Consider the following 18,126-nt stretch of genomic DNA (forward strand, 5'->3'; position numbering starts at 1 on the left):
CGCAAGAAATTGGCGAATACGATTTTTTCTAATGAAAAAAATCTGCAATGCATGCAGATTTTTAGTGAATGATAATTTGTTTTATATTGGTTATTGGCTTGTCTTTATTTGATCCATCTTGGTAGAAAAAGTGAACAGGACCATTTTCTTTAATTGGTTTTCCGTCAATCGCAAAAAGAAAGTAGCCATTTTCGAGGTCAGCTATTGATATTTCCGTTTCTACCTCATCTGATACTAAAATAGCGTGCGTTGCACTGGCTTTAACTTCTGCATTTTTTATGAAATCATGCAATGGCATGACATAGGAATTTTTTAAAATTGTTTCTCCTTCTAATTTTGAGATACTCCTGTTTACAGGAGGACGATTCATTTTAACATCAAAAACTTCTCGGTTGAATCGTTGAGATGCTAATTCTAAATCATCAACTTCTTCCGAATTCCTGCCCTTGTCGGAAAAAGCGTCGCTCAGCAATATTTTTCTATCATCGAAAATCCATACGGTAGGATCTAAAGTGATGGAATAGAAAACGTTTCCCATAATCGGTACAATCATTATTTCACCCCTAATTCTGTATCTTCATCAAGAATAGCAGACATAAACAAATATTTCACCTGTAAAGAATTATTTTTTATAAAAATTTTACGCTTTTGTTTGCATTTTCTTGTAGCTAACGCTAATATAATATACAAAGAAGTCTTTCTAACGGAGGGGATTTTATTGATGCCAGAGGCGACTATTGATCACCGTGAAAAAGCCCATGCCCTTCTTAAGGCTGACGCTGACAACATATTACGACTAATTGAAGTTCAAATAGAGAATTTAACGATGCCACAATGTCCAGTCTACGAAGATGTTTTGGACACGCAAATGTTTGGTCTCTCGAGGGAAATTGATTTTGCTGTGCGTCTAGACTTAATCAGCGAGAACGAAGGAAGAGCACTTCTTGAAAATCTTGAGAAGAAGCTTAATATATTGCATGAAGCTTCACAAAATTCGGTTTGATTAAGCAGTCCATTGTATTGGCTTAATGATGTGATGTGACAAAGCAAAACTTTGCCAGTAAGTAAGCGGCAAGGTTTTTTTGTTTAATTGTAAGGAATATAAAGGAATTTAAATAGGAATTTATAGGTGAATTTGAAAAAATAATAACAATTTAGAAGACGCGACTTACAAAAATGTGTTATAGTTATTTAAATTTCTTTTCATCGATACTTAAAGTTCGTGTTTGAAAAAAGAGGATAAAAGGACCGAGAAGTTCGAGGCGGCGCAAGACCTGGAATCCGCAGGGTTTGTTGACTCGACTTTCGACACAGGAAGTGTCAGAAGTTAGTTAGTCGATGTTCCTCCGATCTTGATGTGTCATTTTTACCGAACTTTTTGAACAACCTCTTAAAAAACATATGGTTGGGAGAAGTAGGATGCTTAAGAGATTAAAAGACTACGATTTTACCTTAATGATTACACCAATACTATTAGCTGGGTTTGGAATTGTTATGATTTATAGCGCGAGTATGGTGACAGCTGTTGTGGAAGGAAATGAAAGTACCCATTATTTAATACGTCAATCGATTTGGTTTGTAGTCGGAATGATAGGTTTTATCATCTGTAGTATATTTCCATACAAATACTATCAGAAGCTAATGAAGTTTATTATTTTGTTTATTGTAATCTTGCTTGTTGCTGTGCTTATTTTCGGAAATTCCGTAAATAACGCGAAATCATGGTTCCAGATTGGTCCAGCTAGTATGCAGCCGGCTGAATTTGCGAAGCTCGGTCTGATTATGTATTTGGCTTCCATCTATTCGAAGAAACAAGCATACATAAGTCAGTTTAATACAGGTGTATTACCACCGCTCATACTTACCGGGATTATTTTAGGATTAATTGTTCTTCAACCAGATATCGGAACCGCATCGATTATTTTCTTGATTGCTTGTACTGTTATATTTAGTTCAGGAATACGATTAAAGCACTTATCAATCTTAATCGCTATCGGTGTTGGATTAGCTATATTAGCAGTGCCTTTTTTAGTGACTGATGAAAGGTTGTCTCGATTTACAGGAGCTTACCAGCCTTTTGCAACACCAGATTCTGATGGGTATCAATTAATCCAATCCTATGTAGCAATTGGTGTTGGGGGATTAACTGGGGAAGGACTAGGTCAAAGCGTACAAAAGTTAGGCTATCTGGTGGAAGCTCATACGGATTTCATTATGGCGATTGTAGCAGAAGAGCTAGGTTTTATTGGCGTACTTATTGTGTTAGGAATGCTAGCAATCATTGTATTGCGTGGTATTTTTATAGCTAGAAAATGCAATGATAGTTTCGGAGCATTACTAGCATTAGGAATTTCTTCCATGGTTGGAATTCAAACATTTATTAACCTTGGATCTATTAGTGGACTGCTACCGATTACCGGTGTACCACTTCCGTTTGTTAGTTATGGAGGCTCATCACTTCTCATCATGTTAATCTCAATGGGAATTCTTAACAATATTGCAAGTGCTGTTAAGAAGCAAGAAATTGATGGAACAAAAGAGAAGTCGAATGTAGAAAGAAAAACGATTAATTATAACAGGAGTGATAGAAGATGGCAGAATTAAAACAGATCAAAAAAGTACTGGTTGCTAACCGAGGAGAGATTGCAATTCGGGTGTTTCGGGCTTGCACAGAACTAAACATCCGTACTGTAGCGGTTTATTCGAATGAAGATTCCGCGTCCTTTCATCGTTTTAAAGCAGATGAAGCATATTTAATCGGTAAAGGAAAAAAGCCAATCGATGCTTACTTAGATATTGAAGGAATTATTGATCTTGCAAAAGAAGTACAAGTTGATGCGATTCATCCTGGCTATGGTTTTTTATCGGAAAATATTAACTTTGCAAGACGTTGTGAAGAAGAGGGAATTATCTTTATTGGACCTACTAGCGAACATTTAAACATGTTTGGAGATAAAGTAAAAGCAAGAGAGCAAGCGGAGATAGCGAATCTACCGATTATTCCTGGTAGTGGCGGTGCTATAGCAACTGTCCGAGATGTTGAAGCTTTTGGAGAGGAACACGGATATCCAATTATCATTAAAGCATCATTAGGCGGTGGTGGACGTGGTATGCGAATTGTTCGTGATGCAAATGAAGTCCGCGAGGCATACGATCGTGCTAAGTCCGAAGCAAAAGCTGCTTTTGGGAATGATGAAATATATGTAGAGAAATTCATTGAAAATCCTAAACATATCGAAGTACAAATCCTTGGAGATCAGCATGGAAATATTGTTCATCTTCATGAAAGAGATTGTTCTGTACAGCGCAGACATCAAAAAGTAATCGAAGTTGCGCCAAGTTTGTCTCTTTCAGATGACTTACGAGAACGCATTTGTAATGCTGCAGTTGACTTGATGAAAAATGTAGGTTACATAAATGCTGGAACTGTTGAATTCCTTGTTACGAATGATGATTTTTATTTTATTGAAGTTAACCCCCGTGTACAGGTAGAACATACTATCACAGAAATGATTACTGGTATTGACGTTGTTCAAACACAAATTAAAGTGGCAGACGGATACAGCCTGCATGATGAATCTGTTGGAGTACCAGCACAAGAAGAAATTACAATTCACGGTTATGCAATCCAGTCCAGGATTACGACAGAGGATCCACTGAATAACTTTATGCCAGATACGGGTAGAATTAATGCATACCGTAGTGGTGGAGGTTTTGGTGTACGGCTAGATGCTGGAAATGCCTATCAAGGTGCAGTCATATCACCGCATTATGATTCTTTACTAGTTAAAGTTTCAACGTGGGCATTGACCTTTGAGCAAGCTGCAATTAAAATGGTGCGAAATTTAAAGGAATTCCGAATTCGTGGTATTAAAACGAATATCCATTTCTTGGAAAATGTAATTTTGCATGAGAAATTCATGTCTGGTCAATATGACACAACATTTATTGATAATACACCAGAGCTATTCGTCTTTCCGAAACGTAAAGACCGTGGCACAAAGATGCTTACCTATATTGCGAATACAACGCTCAATGGGGCAGAGGGGATTACGAAAAAGAAAAAGCCTGAATTTTCGCCATTACTTATTCCAGAAGTAGATTCTCATCAAGAAATCCCTGCTGGAACGAAACAAATTTTAGATGAAAAAGGCCCAGAAGGGTTAGCACAGTGGTTGAAGGATCAGAAGGAAGTATTATTAACAGATACTACATTCCGTGATGCCCACCAATCACTACTTGCAACAAGGATTAGAACGACGGACTTGCTGCATATTGCTGAACCGACTGCGCGTTTATTACCAAATCTCTTTTCTGTCGAGATGTGGGGCGGAGCTACGTTCGATGTAGCATATCGTTTCCTAAAAGAAGATCCATGGACTAGACTGCTCGCTCTACGTGAGAAAATGCCAAATGTACTATTCCAAATGCTATTACGTTCGAGCAATGCTGTAGGGTATAAAAACTATCCAGATAATTTAATTCGCGAATTTGTAGAGAAGAGTTCCAATGCAGGTATTGATGTTTTCCGTATTTTCGATAGCTTGAATTGGGTTGAGGGAATGAAGCTGGCAATTGAATCGGTTCGTGAAAATAACAAAATTGCAGAGGCGACAATTTGTTATACTGGCGATATACTCGATAAAGGTCGGGAAAAATATGATATTAATTACTACAAAAACATGGCGAAAGAGCTGGAACAATCTGGAGCCCATATTTTAGGGATTAAAGATATGGCTGGATTGTTAAAACCAGAAGCAGCCTATCAGTTGATATCTAGCCTTAAAGAAACGATCGATCTTCCAATCCATCTTCATACACATGATACGAGTGGAAACGGTGTTTATACGTATGCTAGAGCAATCGATGCAGGAGTAGATGTGGTCGATGTTGCTACTGGTTCGATGTCGGGATTAACTTCACAACCTAGTGCGCAGACACTTTATCATGCACTAGAAGGAAGCGCACGCGGGCCACAGGTTGATATTAATGCATATGAAGAAATATCACATTATTGGGAAGGCATTAGAGAATACTATCAGGATTTTGAAAGTGGAATGAAAGCACCACATACAGAAATTTATTTCCATGAAATGCCTGGAGGTCAATACAGTAATCTAAAACAGCAAGCGAAGGCTGTTGGACTTGGAAATCGTTGGAATGAAGTCAAAACAATGTTCCGCAAAGTTAATGACATGTTTGGAGACATTGTAAAAGTAACACCATCTTCAAAAGTAATTGGTGATATGACATTATTTATGGTACAGAACAATTTATCCGAAGCAGATATTTATGAAAAAGGACATTCAATTGATTTCCCGGATTCTGTTATTGAGTTTGCGCAAGGGTATATTGGTCAGCCATATCAAGGCTTCCCAGAAAAATTGCAGGAGATTATTCTTAAGGGGAGAAAAGCAATTACGGTTCGACCTGGGGAATTATTAGAATCAATTGATTTTGAGGGCTTAAGAGACGAACTATTTAAATCATTGGATCGACAAGTAACTAGCTTTGATCTGATTGCCTATGCATTATATCCAAAAGTGTTTATGGATTATCATAATTTCTGTGAAAACTATGGTGATATGTCTGTGTTAGATACACCTACGTTCTTCTACGGAATGAACTTAGGTGAAGAAATTGAAGTAGAGATAGAAAAGGGAAAAACCTTAATTGTGAAACTTGTTTCTATTTCTGAACCTAAAGATGATGGTACACGAGTTTTCTATTTTGAATTAAATGGACAATCGCGTGAAATCAGAGTAAGAGATAACGGTGTTGAGTCCTTGCTTTCAACAAGACCAAAAGTCGATAAATCAAATGAAAAGCAAATTGGTGCGACAATGCCAGGAACTGTACTTGCAGTTAATTGTTCAAAGGGAGATTCAGTTGAAAAAGGTGAACACATTTTAACAACGGAGGCAATGAAAATGGAAACAACTATTCAAGCTCCGTATGCAGGTGTCATCAAGGCGATTCATGTAGATGCTGGAGAATCAATTGAAGTGAATGATTTGTTAATTGAGTTTGAATAATATTTGAATGGTAGTGTGTCTCTGATTTAATGAAATTATTATAATCGGAGACTCTCCACTAGCTTTTAATTGTTTTATAGACCCTTTGATGCAATTCAGCAGAAAAGATCTCAAATGTTACTAGAAAAAAGAAAAAACAGGGATGGCTATTTAGCCATTCCTGTTTTTTCTTTTTTAGCACTTCTATTAGAAAGTAGGATGAAATAACTAAGCATTCCAAAGTAGCAGGAGATTACTAATGCGTGCATAAGTGCTACGCCAAGATTAAGTAAAGTAAATATAATCAATGCTCCAAATAGAACCTGCAGGAAAATCAAAAAGAAAGTAATAATCCATCCCCAATACATTACATTGTTGAAACGGTAGTTTTTAATCATATTAAGCATCAGGATAAACGTCCAGATAAATAGTATCCCTGCTGCAAATCGGTGTCCCATTTGTACCCACTGATTAAAATCATAATCAGAAAACGAGAGGGGGGAGGTGTTCGTACAAAATGGCCAGTCACCACAAACAAGATTTGATTCAGTATGCCGTACTAGTGCACCTGTATACACAACAATCATTGTATAAATGGATAGTGCGTAAATATGCAAACGATGACTTTTTTTAATGAATAGCGACTCGGTATGTAATTTCTTATCTAATTCAAAAATTAGCAGCATGAGCAGAAAGACTGCTGCAAACGATACTAAAGATATTCCAAAATGGGCAGCGAGAACAAAATCTGACTGTCCCCAAACAACAGCTGCTGCACCAATTAAAGCTTGCAGGACAATAAAGAAAACAGAAGAAAATGCTAGGAATTTTACTTCTCGAACATGACCAATTTTAATCCAAGATAAAATTGCAAGCGTTAATACAACGATCCCAGCTACTCCAGAAACAGCTCGATGGCTTAATTCAATTACCATTTCAAAAGTGAATTCAGAGGGTATTAATTCACCTTCACAAAGCGGCCAGCTATCTCCACAACCATCCGCTGATCCGGTCTTTGTAACTAATGCTCCTCCTAATAGAAGAAAAAGCATTAAAATTGTTGCAATTAATGATAAGGTTCGTAAAAATTTAATCATACACTCAACAGCCTCACTTCTAATGATTAAAAACTATAATAGGATGTTCAAAAAGTCTGGTAAAAATGACATATTGAGAGCAGGAGACCTTCGACTACGCACCAACACGTTCTGTGTCGAACATCAAAGTCACCATAACACACGCGAGAAGCTCGATGGCGATGGCTTCTACTTAAAAACGCCCACGTCCTGGGGCGACACAGAAGTCAACACATCCTAAGTAAGCCCGATATTGGGGAACTAAGCCGCCTTGAACTTCTTGGTCCTTCATTTTCACCTTTTTAATGCGCACTATAAAAACTTTCAATAGATTAATCATAATAGCAGATTAACTTTTATTGCAACGAAATTAGCTTAGAAACTACTAATTATACGCACAATTGTAATAGTATCATGTTTTACATACGTTTTCACTATGCAAATAAGAAAAAAGCTTGCATTAATTTACGTTGTTTGCTAGAAATAGTATAGGGATGTTCGCTATCATCCTAAAAAAATGAGGTTATACATATTTTCAAGTGGTAGTAACGATCCATGAAAAATTCACTTAATTGTCACATATACATTGAAATTATGTTGTAAACTATTTAGTGAATTGATAAGTTAATTAGATTGTAATTTAATTCCGTGATACAATAAGACTTAGAATCAGAATTCATGGAATGAAGAAGACTTCTGGTTATTTAACGTGTCTTTTTGTCGGGGTTAAAGGGGGGAAATTAATGAATAAAGCGGAAACATCGTATTCTGAAATAATCGGCGATGCAGCATTGACCAACAAGGAAAAAATTGGAGTGTTTCTTAATGAAATAAAAGCGCTTATAAAAATAGGCATTGTAAACTCGAATATGATTACTGTCTTTGCCGGTTTTTGGTTAGCAGTTCATTTTTCGAACTCTTCCTTTATATCCCATTGGGGAACTTTTTTACTCACAATGGTTGGTAGTGTGCTCGTTATTGCTGGTGGCTGTATTATCAATAATTGGTATGATGCAGACATTGATCCTAAAATGAATAGAACTAAGAAACGACCGACAGTTACTGGATTTATATCTTTGAAAACAGCGTTAATTGCTGGGCTTGTAACGACTGCGGTAGGATTAATTATGTTATTGTTTACAACACTATTAGCTGCACTTTTTGCTTTTATAGGATGGTTTGTTTATGTCGTATTGTATACAATGTGGTCAAAGCGTCGTTATACATTAAACACGGCAATCGGAAGTATTTCAGGTGCTATGCCGCCACTAATCGGTTGGGCAGCATTTGATCCTTCGCTGCATATTGTTCCTATTGTTATGTTTTTAATTATGTTTATCTGGCAAACACCGCATTTTCTTGCTTTAGCAATGAAAAAAACCGAAGATTACCGAGCGGCTGGAATACCAATGTTACCTGTCGTGCACGGTTTTGAATTTACAAAACGCCAAATTGTAGTTTATACTGCCTGTCTACTTCCCCTACCATTTTTACTTGCATCACTGGGAACGACTTTTGTTGTTATTGCGGTATTACTTAATATTGGTTGGCTTGTATTAGGGTTTAGAGGCTTCTTTATGAAGGATGATTTGAAATGGGCGAATATCATGTTTATCTATTCTTTAAACTATTTAATTATTTTATTCCCGTTAATGATTATTGTGACATTGCCTATATTTAACTAAACGTTTGTCCTTAAATAAATATATATAAGGAAACAACAAGAAGAAAGAGAGGTATTAATACATGAAAGGTTGGATGGGAAAAACTAAGGCACTATTACTATTTACAATGTTGTCTCTATTTTTGACCGCGTGTGGGAAAGAAAATTTAACTGCACTTGTGCCAAAAGGGTATGGAGCAGAAAGCTCGATGAATTTAATTATTCTCACAACATTAATTATGGTTGGAGTTTTTGTCGTTGTTATGATTATCTACGTTATTGCTTTAGTCCGTTTCCGAAGAAAGAAAGGGCAGGAAGATTTCATTCCAAAGCAAGTAGAAGGGAATCACACATTGGAAACGGTTTGGACAATCATACCGATAGTGCTAGTTTTAATTATGGGTGTACCAACTGTTATTGCTACGTTTGATTTAGCAGATACGTCCAATGCAAGTGAAAACATCAATATTGAGGTTACAGGGAATCAATATTGGTGGCATTTTAATTACGATGGCGAAGAAATCGTAACAAGTCAGGATTTGTATATTCCTACTGGTGAGAGAGTATACCTGAACATGCAGTCCTCAGATGTTATTCACTCGTTTTGGGTACCATCTATTTCAGGGAAAATGGATGTTAGTCCTGAAAACGTAAATACAATGTACATTGAAGCTTTTGAAGAAGGCGTTTACTGGGGGAAATGTGCTGAGCTTTGCGGGCCATCGCACTCATTAATGGACTTTAAAGTAATTGCAGTTAGTCCGGAAGAATATGACCAATGGCTATCTGATATGCAAGCTGTTGATCCTGAGCAAGAGCCGCAGGATACTGTAGCACAAGAAGGTAAAGAATTGTTTGAAGCAAATAACTGTATGGCATGTCATGCTATCGGATCTTCACCTGCTGCAACTGGACCTAATTTAACAAACTTTGGGGACCGTACCACTATTGCTGGTATTTTGGAACCAACAAAAGAAAACCTAATTGATTGGATCATGGATCCTGAGTCAATTAAGCCTGGAAATAAAATGACAGGTGCATATCCGAGCGTTTCAGAAGAAGAGGCAAATAGTATTGCTGAATATTTACTGCAATTAAAACCTTCAGAAATAACACCTGAAAGTGCTGGGAACTAAAAAATATATAATTGGGATGAAAGACACAAAAGGGAGGTTTAAGCTTTGAGTAATGCAGCTACTCAAAAGAGAGCTTTTAGTGCTGTACTATGGGATTACTTGACCACCGTTGACCACAAAAAAGTTGGGATTCTGTACTTAATGGGTGGTGGATTCTTTTTCCTACTAGGTGGACTAGAAGCTCTTATAATTCGAATTCAGTTAATTAAACCTGAGAATGATTTTATTACTGCAGGTTTGTATAATGAAATGATCACGATGCACGGAACAACCATGATATTCCTTGCAGCCACACCATTATTATTTGGTCTTATGAACTATATCATGCCACTGCAAATCGGGGCACGCGACGTTGCTTTTCCATTTTTAAACGCACTCGGATTTTGGTTGTTCTTTTCCGGTGGTATTCTATTAAACTGTAGTTGGTTTTTAGGAGGAGCACCTGATGCAGGTTGGACTGCATATGCACCATTATCGATTCAATCACCGGGACATGGGACAGACTTTTATGTTATGGGATTACAGCTATCTGGTGCTGGAACATTAATGAGTGGTATTAATTTCCTTGTGACCATCGTTGCGATGCGTGCGCCAGGGATGACTTATATGCGTATGCCATTATTTACATGGACTACTTTTGTAACGAGTGTCCTAACCTTGTTCGCATTTCCTGCATTAACTGTTGGATTGTTCCTACTAATGTTTGACCGTATGTTTGGTTCTGCGTTCTTTGATGTAGCTCTTGGTGGGAACTCCGTAATTTGGCAGCACCTTTTCTGGATATTCGGTCACCCAGAAGTATATATACTGATTTTACCTGTATTTGGGGTGTTTAGTGAGGTTTTACCTACATTCTCTAAGAAGCGATTGTTTGGTTATTCTGCAATGGTATTTGCAACCTTTTTGATTGCGTTTTTAGGATTTATGGTTTGGGCACACCATATGTTTACAGTAGGTTTAGGACCAGTAGCTAACTCCATATTCGCTGTTGCAACGATGGCGATTGCTGTTCCAACAGGTATTAAAATATTTAACTGGTTATTTACGATGTGGGGCGGAAGTATTGTTATTAATTCAGCAATGCTTTGGGCACTGGCATTTATTCCTTCATTTACAATTGGTGGTATGACAGGGGTTATGCTTGGGTCAAACGTTGCGGATTATCAGTACCATGATTCCTACTTCGTTGTTGCTCACTTCCACTATGTAATCGTTGGTGGTGTGGTGTTTGGTCTATTTGCAGCTTGTCACTACTGGTGGCCAAAAATGTTCGGAAGAATTTTACATGAAGGTATGGGTAAATTAGCTTTCTGGACATTCTTTATTGGATTCCATTTAACATTTTTCATCCAGCATTTCCTAGGATTAATGGGTATGCCACGTCGTTATTGGGTATTCCTGGAAAACCAAGGGCTCGATACTGGGAATTTGATTAGTACGATTGGCGCCTTCTTTATGACAATTGGAACAATAGTTTTTCTTATTAATATTGTTTATACTGCTGTTAAAGGTGAAAAAGCACCTGCAGATCCGTGGGATGCTCGTACATTAGAGTGGACAATTCCTTCACCACCGCCGTTTTATAATTTTAAACAAATGCCTTTAGTAAGAGGCCTTGATCCATTGTGGATTGAGAAAACAGAAGGAAATGGAAAAATGACTCCTGCAGAGCCATTGGATGAAATTCATATGCCTAACGGATCTATTCTTCCTTTAATTATGACAGCTGGTTTCTTTATCGCATCTTTCGGTTTCATTTATCAAACTGATCATAAAGCTTGGTTAATAGCATTGTATGCTGGTATGGCTATTGCGATTGGTTGTATGGTAATCCGTTCCTTGAAAGATGATCTTGGATTCCATATTTCCAAAGAAGAACTAGAAAGGGAGGCTGACTGAGATGAGTCATGATCATTCCTTAAACCCGAAAACGATGCCAGAAGATCCTTCAAAAGCAACAATGGAAGGAAAACATAAATTTCTAGGTTTATGGTTCTTCCTTGGCGGAGAAACAGTTCTTTTTGCTTGCTTTTTTGGAACGTACCTAGCTTTAAGAAATTCAACGGCTGGTGGTCCAACATCACAAGATTTATTCGGATTAGATTTAGTATTCTTAATGACTGTTCTGTTATTAACAAGCTCACTTACAAGTGTATATGCTATATACCATATGAAGAATAATGATTTTAAAAAGATGATGCTTTGGTTAGGAATTACAGCATTATTAGGTATTGGCTTCTTAGCTTGTGAGATCTATGAGTTTGCACACTATATTCATGATTATGGATTTACATTCCGTTCATCAGCATTTGGGTCAGCATTCTATACATTAGTTGGTTTCCACGGAGGTCACGTTATTTTCGGACTAAGTTGGCTAATTACGCTAATGGTACGAAATGCTAAAAGAGGATTAAATCTTTATAATGCTCCAAAATTCAATACATTTGCATTGTATTGGCACTTTATTGACGTTGTATGGGTATTCATCTTTACAGTAGTATATCTAATGGGGATGGTGAGTTAATTTATGACGGAAAATACAAGTACCAACAAAATTAATTCGTACCAAAAAGAAAAAAATCGAGAAGAGATGCGAAAGCAAATTATTACTTTCGCATTGATGATTTTCTTTACAATGATTGCCTTCTTCGCAGTTGCCATGGGAATCAGCTCAATGTTTGTTATCCCGCTAATACTTATATTGGCAATTGTCCAAGTTGGGTTCCAATTCTATTACTTCATGCATATGAAAGATAAAGGACATGAATTTCCAGCGTTATTAATTTTCGGTGGAATATGGGTTACGTTCTTAGTTGGAGTTACGTTTGTAACCATTATTTGGTGGTAAGACAACTTTGGAATCTGAATAGAAAAAGATCGGGATGTACATATCCCGATCTTTTTTTGGCAGATAAAGACGGGGATATAACAAAAGTGTTTAATGTAAAGAAGAACAATACACAAACTTAGCGAAGTATATTTCCAGTGCGCGTTATTGCAATAAACAGGTTCGATTTTTTATATCATAACAATACTTTTGTCCCATTCTCTATTTGCATAAGTGCAACTAAGCTATTAATAAAAAGCATGTAAGAAGCACATGTATAGTTAAAGTTACAAAAAACGTTCTCATAAGAATACCTTTAACAAATGGCAAATTTTCTAAGCAGAAAAGTAGCTAAGCTTAGCTGTCTATATTAGAGGACTCATTTGGAATCCATAATGAATGCTGACTTCTCTAACAAATTTGTCACAATAAGGAAAGAATTTATTTGTTTTATACGTTATAATAAAAAGATAATCCACTATATGGAGTGATTAATGATGTGGTTAGAATTACAGATTTTTGGTTTCCGTGCACTGTGGAGTCCCTATTATTTTCTTTTTATCGTTGGTCTTGCTATTTTATACTATTTCATTACAGGAGCTTACCGTCATAAATTTGGTGGGGAAGCTAAACCAACTGGTAAGCAACAACTTCTCTTTTATCTCTCTCTTGTGTTGTTATATATTGTTAAAGGGTCACCTATTGACTTACTTTCACATATTACCTTAACAGCACATATGATTCAAATGGCTATTTACTTACTCGTTGTGCCTATTTTTTTGTTAAAAGGAATCCCAGAATGGATTTGGAGAAAGGTTGTTAATACGCCGGTTATTAAACCTGTGTTCACATTTTTTACGAAGCCACTTATTTCATTGTTGTTATTTAACGTGTTATTCTCTTTTTATCATATGCCAGTAGTTTTCAATCTTGCAAAAGAGTCACAAATTATGCATACATCGACATCGTTGATTTTGTTTATTTCAGCTATTATTGTCTGGTTCCCGTTATTATCTCCGATCAAGGAAATGGACAAGCTGCATCCGTTGATGAAAATGGCTTATATTATTGGAAATAGTGTTTTAATAACACCAGCTTGTGTGCTGATTATCTTTGCACCGGAACCACTTTTTGCTGCTTATTCACAAAACGGTTCATGGCTTCAAGCTTTGGCTTTATGTGTTCCTGGTGATGTACTTCAAGGCTTAGCGCCAGCTCTTTCAGGACCAGAAATGTTTACTAGCATGGGCACAGTGGAGGATCAACAACTGGGCGGCATTATTATGAAAATCATGCAAGAAATTACGTATGGAATCGTATTAGGAACGATATTCTTTAGATGGTTTTCTAAAGAAAGTCAAACTGTTGACCCACTTCCAACGTCTGCAGAATAAGAGAGAAGGATAAAACTTTATCACATGTTATGAAGGCAAGTGGACCATATTGAATAAAGTTTCACTTTATCTAGAAAGGATTCGTGAGTTATGCCATTTTTACCAACGCTAAGTACTTTTTTTATCGTTCTAAGCGCAGTCCTAGTTGCGATTGGATGGATATTAATTGTTAAAGGGAAGAAGAAAGCACATAAGAAGGTTATGCTTTTAGCTGCACTTAGTGCGATTCTATTTTTTATTATTTACATGTCTCGAACAATTTTCGATGGAAACACGAGCTTTGGCGGACCGGAGAATATTAAAATTTATTATACGCTCTTCCTTATTTTCCATATTATTTTAGCAACAACTGGTGCAGTGTTTGGAATTGTAACGATTGTATTAGCATTAAAACGAAATATAGCTAAACATCAAAAAATAGGACCTGTAACGAGCATTATTTGGTTCTTCACTGCTATTACTGGTGTTGCGGTTTACTTATTATTGTATGTTATTTATGATGGTGGCGAAACAACAAGTCTGATTAAGGCTATATTGGGCTTTTAGTACAAGAAACCAGCTGTTTGGTCTAAACAGCTGGTTTCTTGTAGCTTTAACAAAGCTTTTAATTTATTGTTTTACTTTTTATGATGCTGAATTTCCTCAGCAACCTTTGCAACAAGTGTGTGTGCTCTTTCCACTAGACTTTCTGGGAAATTTTCCGCTTCACCATATTCGACACCATGTGGGTAGTAATGCTTGCCGAGCAGTGGTGTTAATAATTTAATAACAGCGTCTCCTCTATCAACATCACCTTCGATAGCATATCCTTGAATACGAATGTAATATGTAACGTTCTTTTCTTGTGACCCAATTTTGTAATCATAAGTAACTCGCTCATAGTCCCATTGTCCTGCACGTATAAATGCATGTTTACCAGTTAAATGATCTAGAGGTCTTAAATCTACAATTGAATCTTCTATGCCCGTATTTTCCAATCTCATTTTTTTCACCTCATATATTAGTCCTCATTGTATAATGATAGTACGAAAACGCTTAATATGCAATTAAAAACCAATTATTATCTATTGAATAGGTATATAATTGCGATAATAAATATAATAATAGGGTAAAGAGAATATAAATCCCCCCACACTTGTTTTCTATGAAATGTGTAGTGGATACATCTGGACCACCCAACTTCTAAGAAAGCGAATGGGAGTTTCCCTCGCTTCGTTTTAGATAGGTCCTCTCTTCTGGTCACGATAGTATGAAGTATAAGATGATACTAATAAAGAAAGGGGGAGTCACCAATGCGAATAATTCAAAGCTTATTTTTTTTAACGTTGCTTGGAATCGCTGTTTTTTATTTTTTGGATCGAACGGAAACTTCACCGGAAGAAGTGGTTCAACAAGTCACAAAAATTGTTAAAGAAAAGAGACATGTATTAGATACAAAAGTTTCTCCGAGTGAAGAAGACACATCAGTCGTCCCATTAGAGGGAAATATATTTCAATGGATAGGTCAAACGAGTGAAGCGCTTGAAGAGAGCTTTGGCGTCCCAGTTCGGATTGATAAAAGTGCCTATGATTACGAATGGTTGGTTTATACGAATTCGACGAACCAGTATGTACAATTTGGAGTAGAAGATAATGTAGTTAAAACCATTTTTGCGACAGGAGAAGGGTTGGATATAAATCCTGTTTATATTGGGCAACCGTATGGGGAGGTTGACCAGGAGTTCAGCTTTTCGGAAGAAGTTTCATATAATAATGGAGTATCATCTTATAAATTTAGAATTTCGAAGGAGGATATACAAGTAAGACCACTTGTAAAATTAAATGATAACACATTTATTCAGCTTTATTTTGATACATTCACTGATAAGCTATCATCACTTCGAGTTTTAACTGCAGATACAATATTAAAGCAACGTCCATATGAAATTGAGTATAGAGGGAAGCTCCCAGACGATCCGATCTTTACGGAAGATGAATGGGAAGAGATTGAAAAGGGAATGGAGCAACAAATTTATGATATTACCAATATAATAAGGCATCGGCATGGCAAGGATAAGTTAGATTGGGAAGAAAGTGTAAGCAATGTAGCATTTCTTCATAGTAAAGACATGGAAGAAAATAATTATTTTTCACATTATAGTTTAAATGGGGATGGACTAAAAGAACGGTTAGAAGCAGGAGAAGTTTTTTATACTGCAGCTGGAGAAAATATTGCTGCTCAATATCCAGATGCACCAGCGGCGATGGAAGGGTGGTTAAATAGCGAAGGGCACCGTGAAGCTTTGTTAAGCAATGATTATACCCACATCGGTGTCGGTGTGCATCGGCTTTATTACACGCAGAATTTCCTCGGTAAACCATTATAATTACAGCTTTTATAACCTGTCAACATGAACAAGAAATCAACATATATAATAGTTGAAAGAAACTGCGGAGTAATGTGCAATTATGGGTTGTGCGTATACCTGCTCGCTGACTACTAGTATAGTATATCGAAACAGAAACGTTGCTCTAACCAGTCGGGTGAGCGTAGGGCGGTGACTCCAGTGGGAACAGCACGTGTCTGAAGACTCATCGGAAGCGATTTTCTTCCGAAGAGGCTGAAGCCGTGCCCACGGAAAGCATACGCCCGGAGCGATCCCGGATGGCGATTATTGCACGAACTTGAAGAAAACAGCTAGTAAGTTAGTTCGCAGTTTATATATAATCCGTACAGTTTTTGTTTTACATTTTCACATATGAGTGACCTGTGCATAAATTAGTTAGTACAAATGACTATTTATTTTGCAAGGGGTGATCACATGGAAGATTTACATCCGTCGGTAGTTTCTTTTAAAAACTTTATCAATTCGCATCCAGCCCTAATAAAGGAAATTAGAAAAAGTGGCAGATCGTGGCAGGAGTATTATGAAAAGTGGGCATTGTTAGGGGAAGATGATTCGTATTGGGATAAATATAAAGTGGATAAGCATGAAGAAAATGTGAACGAAGAAAAGGAAAGTGTAAAAAATACGGAGCTCGTCAGTCAGCTAATGAAATATACATCTAATTTGGATGTGAATAAAATGCAAGGTCAAGTTGAACAGTTAAGTAAAGCAGTTACAGCTATCCAAGAAATGGTTTCGCAATTTAAAAAGACACAGAAAAATAATCAGCCCGAAAAGGATTCATTTAAATGGGTCCAAGACTGAGGTGACTTTTAATGGATCAACAAAGTATCCAGTATTTAAAAGCAAATCCAAAGTTAGCGACCTTTGTGCGATATAATCCAGTATGGTACCGTTATTTATCAAGGGAACCAGAAAGAATAAAAGAGATGGAAAAGGAAGCTAAAATTTTCTATGGTAAGACACTGCCACAGCAAATAAGTACACTAAATGATCGTATACAAATGATTAGTATGTTGACTGAAGTTGCAAAAGCAATGAAAGATTAGAATCTATTTTATTTTCAACTGTCCAATTAAATGATACTATATAGTAGTGGGGGTGTAATAATGATAGCTACATTGGAATATGTGGATATACTTGACCGTTCTGAGCAACTTGGCAAAATGGTTATGGCGTCTGATACGATGGAAGCCTATAAGCAAACCCGTGCTGCACTTCATGAGGATGAGGATGCTCAAAAGCTGATAAAGGCTTTTTTAGATATGAAGGACCAATACGAGGATGTCCAGCGGTTTGGTCGCTATCACCCAGATTACTATGATATCATGAAAAATATCCGTGTTGTAAAAAGAGAAATGGATATGCATGATAAAGTAGCAGCATTTAAAATGGCTGAGCGGAATCTCCAGATCTTATTGGATGAAATTAGCCAGTATGTTGCTGAGAGTGTTAGCAAGCAAATTAAAGCTCCAAAAGATGGTGCTGCACTTACAGATAGTGGCTGTGGTTGTGGCAGTGGTGGAGCATGTGGGTGTGCTTCTTAGCCAATTATGTTCGTCCTTAGGTTATTAACCCCTAAGGGCGGACAAAAATATAGCATAAATGATCAAATTCAGAACTAAGCGG

17 protein-coding genes are annotated in these 18,126 nt (G+C 36.9%); 14 read left to right on the top strand and 3 right to left on the bottom strand.

Annotated features, from left to right (window positions below; genetic code table 11):
* Positions 1-61: 61 nt before the first annotated feature.
* Positions 62-553 carry a hypothetical protein gene (locus NYE61_RS00230; RefSeq protein ID WP_095308457.1) on the bottom strand — a complete coding sequence of 164 codons (492 nt, stop codon included), beginning with the start codon at positions 551-553 and terminating at the stop codon, positions 62-64.
* Positions 554-721: 168 nt separating this feature from the next.
* Here NYE61_RS00230 and NYE61_RS00235 point away from each other — a divergent pair, with 168 nt between their 5' ends.
* The 3 genes from NYE61_RS00235 to pyc all read left to right on the top strand — a co-directional run bounded on the left by NYE61_RS00235 (position 722) and on the right by pyc (position 6,035).
* On the top strand, positions 722-1,003 hold the full coding sequence (locus NYE61_RS00235) for a YlaN family protein (RefSeq protein ID WP_095308458.1): 282 nt from the start codon (positions 722-724) through the stop codon (positions 1,001-1,003).
* 416 nt (positions 1,004-1,419) lie between these two features.
* Positions 1,420-2,604 carry a putative lipid II flippase FtsW gene (gene ftsW, locus NYE61_RS00240; protein ID WP_095308459.1) on the top strand — a complete coding sequence of 395 codons (1,185 nt, stop codon included), beginning with the start codon at positions 1,420-1,422 and terminating at the stop codon, positions 2,602-2,604.
* The gene (gene pyc, locus NYE61_RS00245; protein WP_095308460.1) at positions 2,592-6,035 is read left to right on the top strand and encodes a pyruvate carboxylase; all 3,444 of its coding nucleotides are present in this window, start codon (positions 2,592-2,594) and stop codon (positions 6,033-6,035) included. The genes ftsW and pyc overlap by 13 nt, the downstream gene beginning before the upstream one ends.
* Before the next feature lie 146 nt (positions 6,036-6,181).
* On the opposite strand, the gene NYE61_RS00250 is transcribed toward pyc, so the two are convergent.
* Complete coding sequence (locus NYE61_RS00250; protein ID WP_095308462.1) at positions 6,182-7,111, bottom strand: heme A synthase; 930 nt, start codon at positions 7,109-7,111, stop codon at positions 6,182-6,184.
* A gap of 722 nt (positions 7,112-7,833) precedes the next feature.
* On the opposite strand from NYE61_RS00250, the gene cyoE reads away from it, so the two are divergent.
* The 7 genes from cyoE (at position 7,834) to NYE61_RS00285 (ending at position 14,656) form a co-directional block, all read left to right on the top strand.
* The gene (gene cyoE, locus NYE61_RS00255) at positions 7,834-8,775 is read left to right on the top strand and encodes a heme o synthase (RefSeq protein WP_095308463.1); all 942 of its coding nucleotides are present in this window, start codon (positions 7,834-7,836) and stop codon (positions 8,773-8,775) included.
* A gap of 61 nt (positions 8,776-8,836) precedes the next feature.
* The gene (coxB, locus tag NYE61_RS00260) at positions 8,837-9,889 is read left to right on the top strand and encodes a cytochrome c oxidase subunit II (protein ID WP_095308464.1); all 1,053 of its coding nucleotides are present in this window, start codon (positions 8,837-8,839) and stop codon (positions 9,887-9,889) included.
* Positions 9,890-9,934: 45 nt separating this feature from the next.
* Positions 9,935-11,788: a cytochrome c oxidase subunit I gene (gene ctaD / locus NYE61_RS00265; RefSeq protein ID WP_095308465.1), complete on the top strand. Its 1,854-nt coding sequence runs from the start codon at positions 9,935-9,937 to the stop codon at positions 11,786-11,788.
* Position 11,789: 1 nt separating this feature from the next.
* Positions 11,790-12,413: a cytochrome (ubi)quinol oxidase subunit III gene (locus tag NYE61_RS00270; protein WP_095308466.1), complete on the top strand. Its 624-nt coding sequence runs from the start codon at positions 11,790-11,792 to the stop codon at positions 12,411-12,413.
* A 3-nt stretch (positions 12,414-12,416) separates the two neighbouring features.
* The gene (ctaF, locus tag NYE61_RS00275) at positions 12,417-12,737 is read left to right on the top strand and encodes a cytochrome c oxidase subunit IVB (protein ID WP_095308467.1); all 321 of its coding nucleotides are present in this window, start codon (positions 12,417-12,419) and stop codon (positions 12,735-12,737) included.
* Positions 12,738-13,213: 476 nt separating this feature from the next.
* The gene (gene ctaG / locus NYE61_RS00280) at positions 13,214-14,110 is read left to right on the top strand and encodes a cytochrome c oxidase assembly factor CtaG (RefSeq protein ID WP_095308469.1); all 897 of its coding nucleotides are present in this window, start codon (positions 13,214-13,216) and stop codon (positions 14,108-14,110) included.
* Positions 14,111-14,200: 90 nt separating this feature from the next.
* The gene (locus tag NYE61_RS00285; protein ID WP_095308470.1) at positions 14,201-14,656 is read left to right on the top strand and encodes a DUF420 domain-containing protein; all 456 of its coding nucleotides are present in this window, start codon (positions 14,201-14,203) and stop codon (positions 14,654-14,656) included.
* 71 nt (positions 14,657-14,727) lie between these two features.
* On the opposite strand, the gene NYE61_RS00290 is transcribed toward NYE61_RS00285, so the two are convergent.
* Positions 14,728-15,093, bottom strand: a complete 366-nt coding sequence (locus tag NYE61_RS00290) for a YugN family protein (RefSeq protein WP_095308471.1) — start codon at positions 15,091-15,093, stop codon at positions 14,728-14,730.
* Positions 15,094-15,402: 309 nt separating this feature from the next.
* Between NYE61_RS00290 and NYE61_RS00295 the strand changes: the two genes are divergently transcribed.
* The 4 genes from NYE61_RS00295 (at position 15,403) to NYE61_RS00310 (ending at position 18,044) form a co-directional block, all read left to right on the top strand.
* Positions 15,403-16,476, top strand: a complete 1,074-nt coding sequence (locus tag NYE61_RS00295; protein WP_095308472.1) for a CAP domain-containing protein — start codon at positions 15,403-15,405, stop codon at positions 16,474-16,476.
* A 435-nt stretch (positions 16,477-16,911) separates the two neighbouring features.
* Positions 16,912-17,301: a spore coat protein YlbD gene (gene ylbD / locus NYE61_RS00300; RefSeq protein ID WP_095308473.1), complete on the top strand. Its 390-nt coding sequence runs from the start codon at positions 16,912-16,914 to the stop codon at positions 17,299-17,301.
* Between the two features lie 11 nt (positions 17,302-17,312).
* Entirely contained in the window at positions 17,313-17,546 is a 234-nt protein-coding gene (locus NYE61_RS00305) for a YlbE-like family protein (protein ID WP_095308474.1), read from the top strand.
* Positions 17,547-17,606: 60 nt separating this feature from the next.
* On the top strand, positions 17,607-18,044 hold the full coding sequence (locus NYE61_RS00310) for a YlbF family regulator (protein WP_095308475.1): 438 nt from the start codon (positions 17,607-17,609) through the stop codon (positions 18,042-18,044).
* Positions 18,045-18,126 lie beyond the last annotated feature (82 nt).

This window comes from Oceanobacillus sp. FSL W7-1304 (assembly GCF_037969805.1).
GTDB lineage: Bacteria > Bacillota > Bacilli > Bacillales > Amphibacillaceae > Oceanobacillus > Oceanobacillus profundus.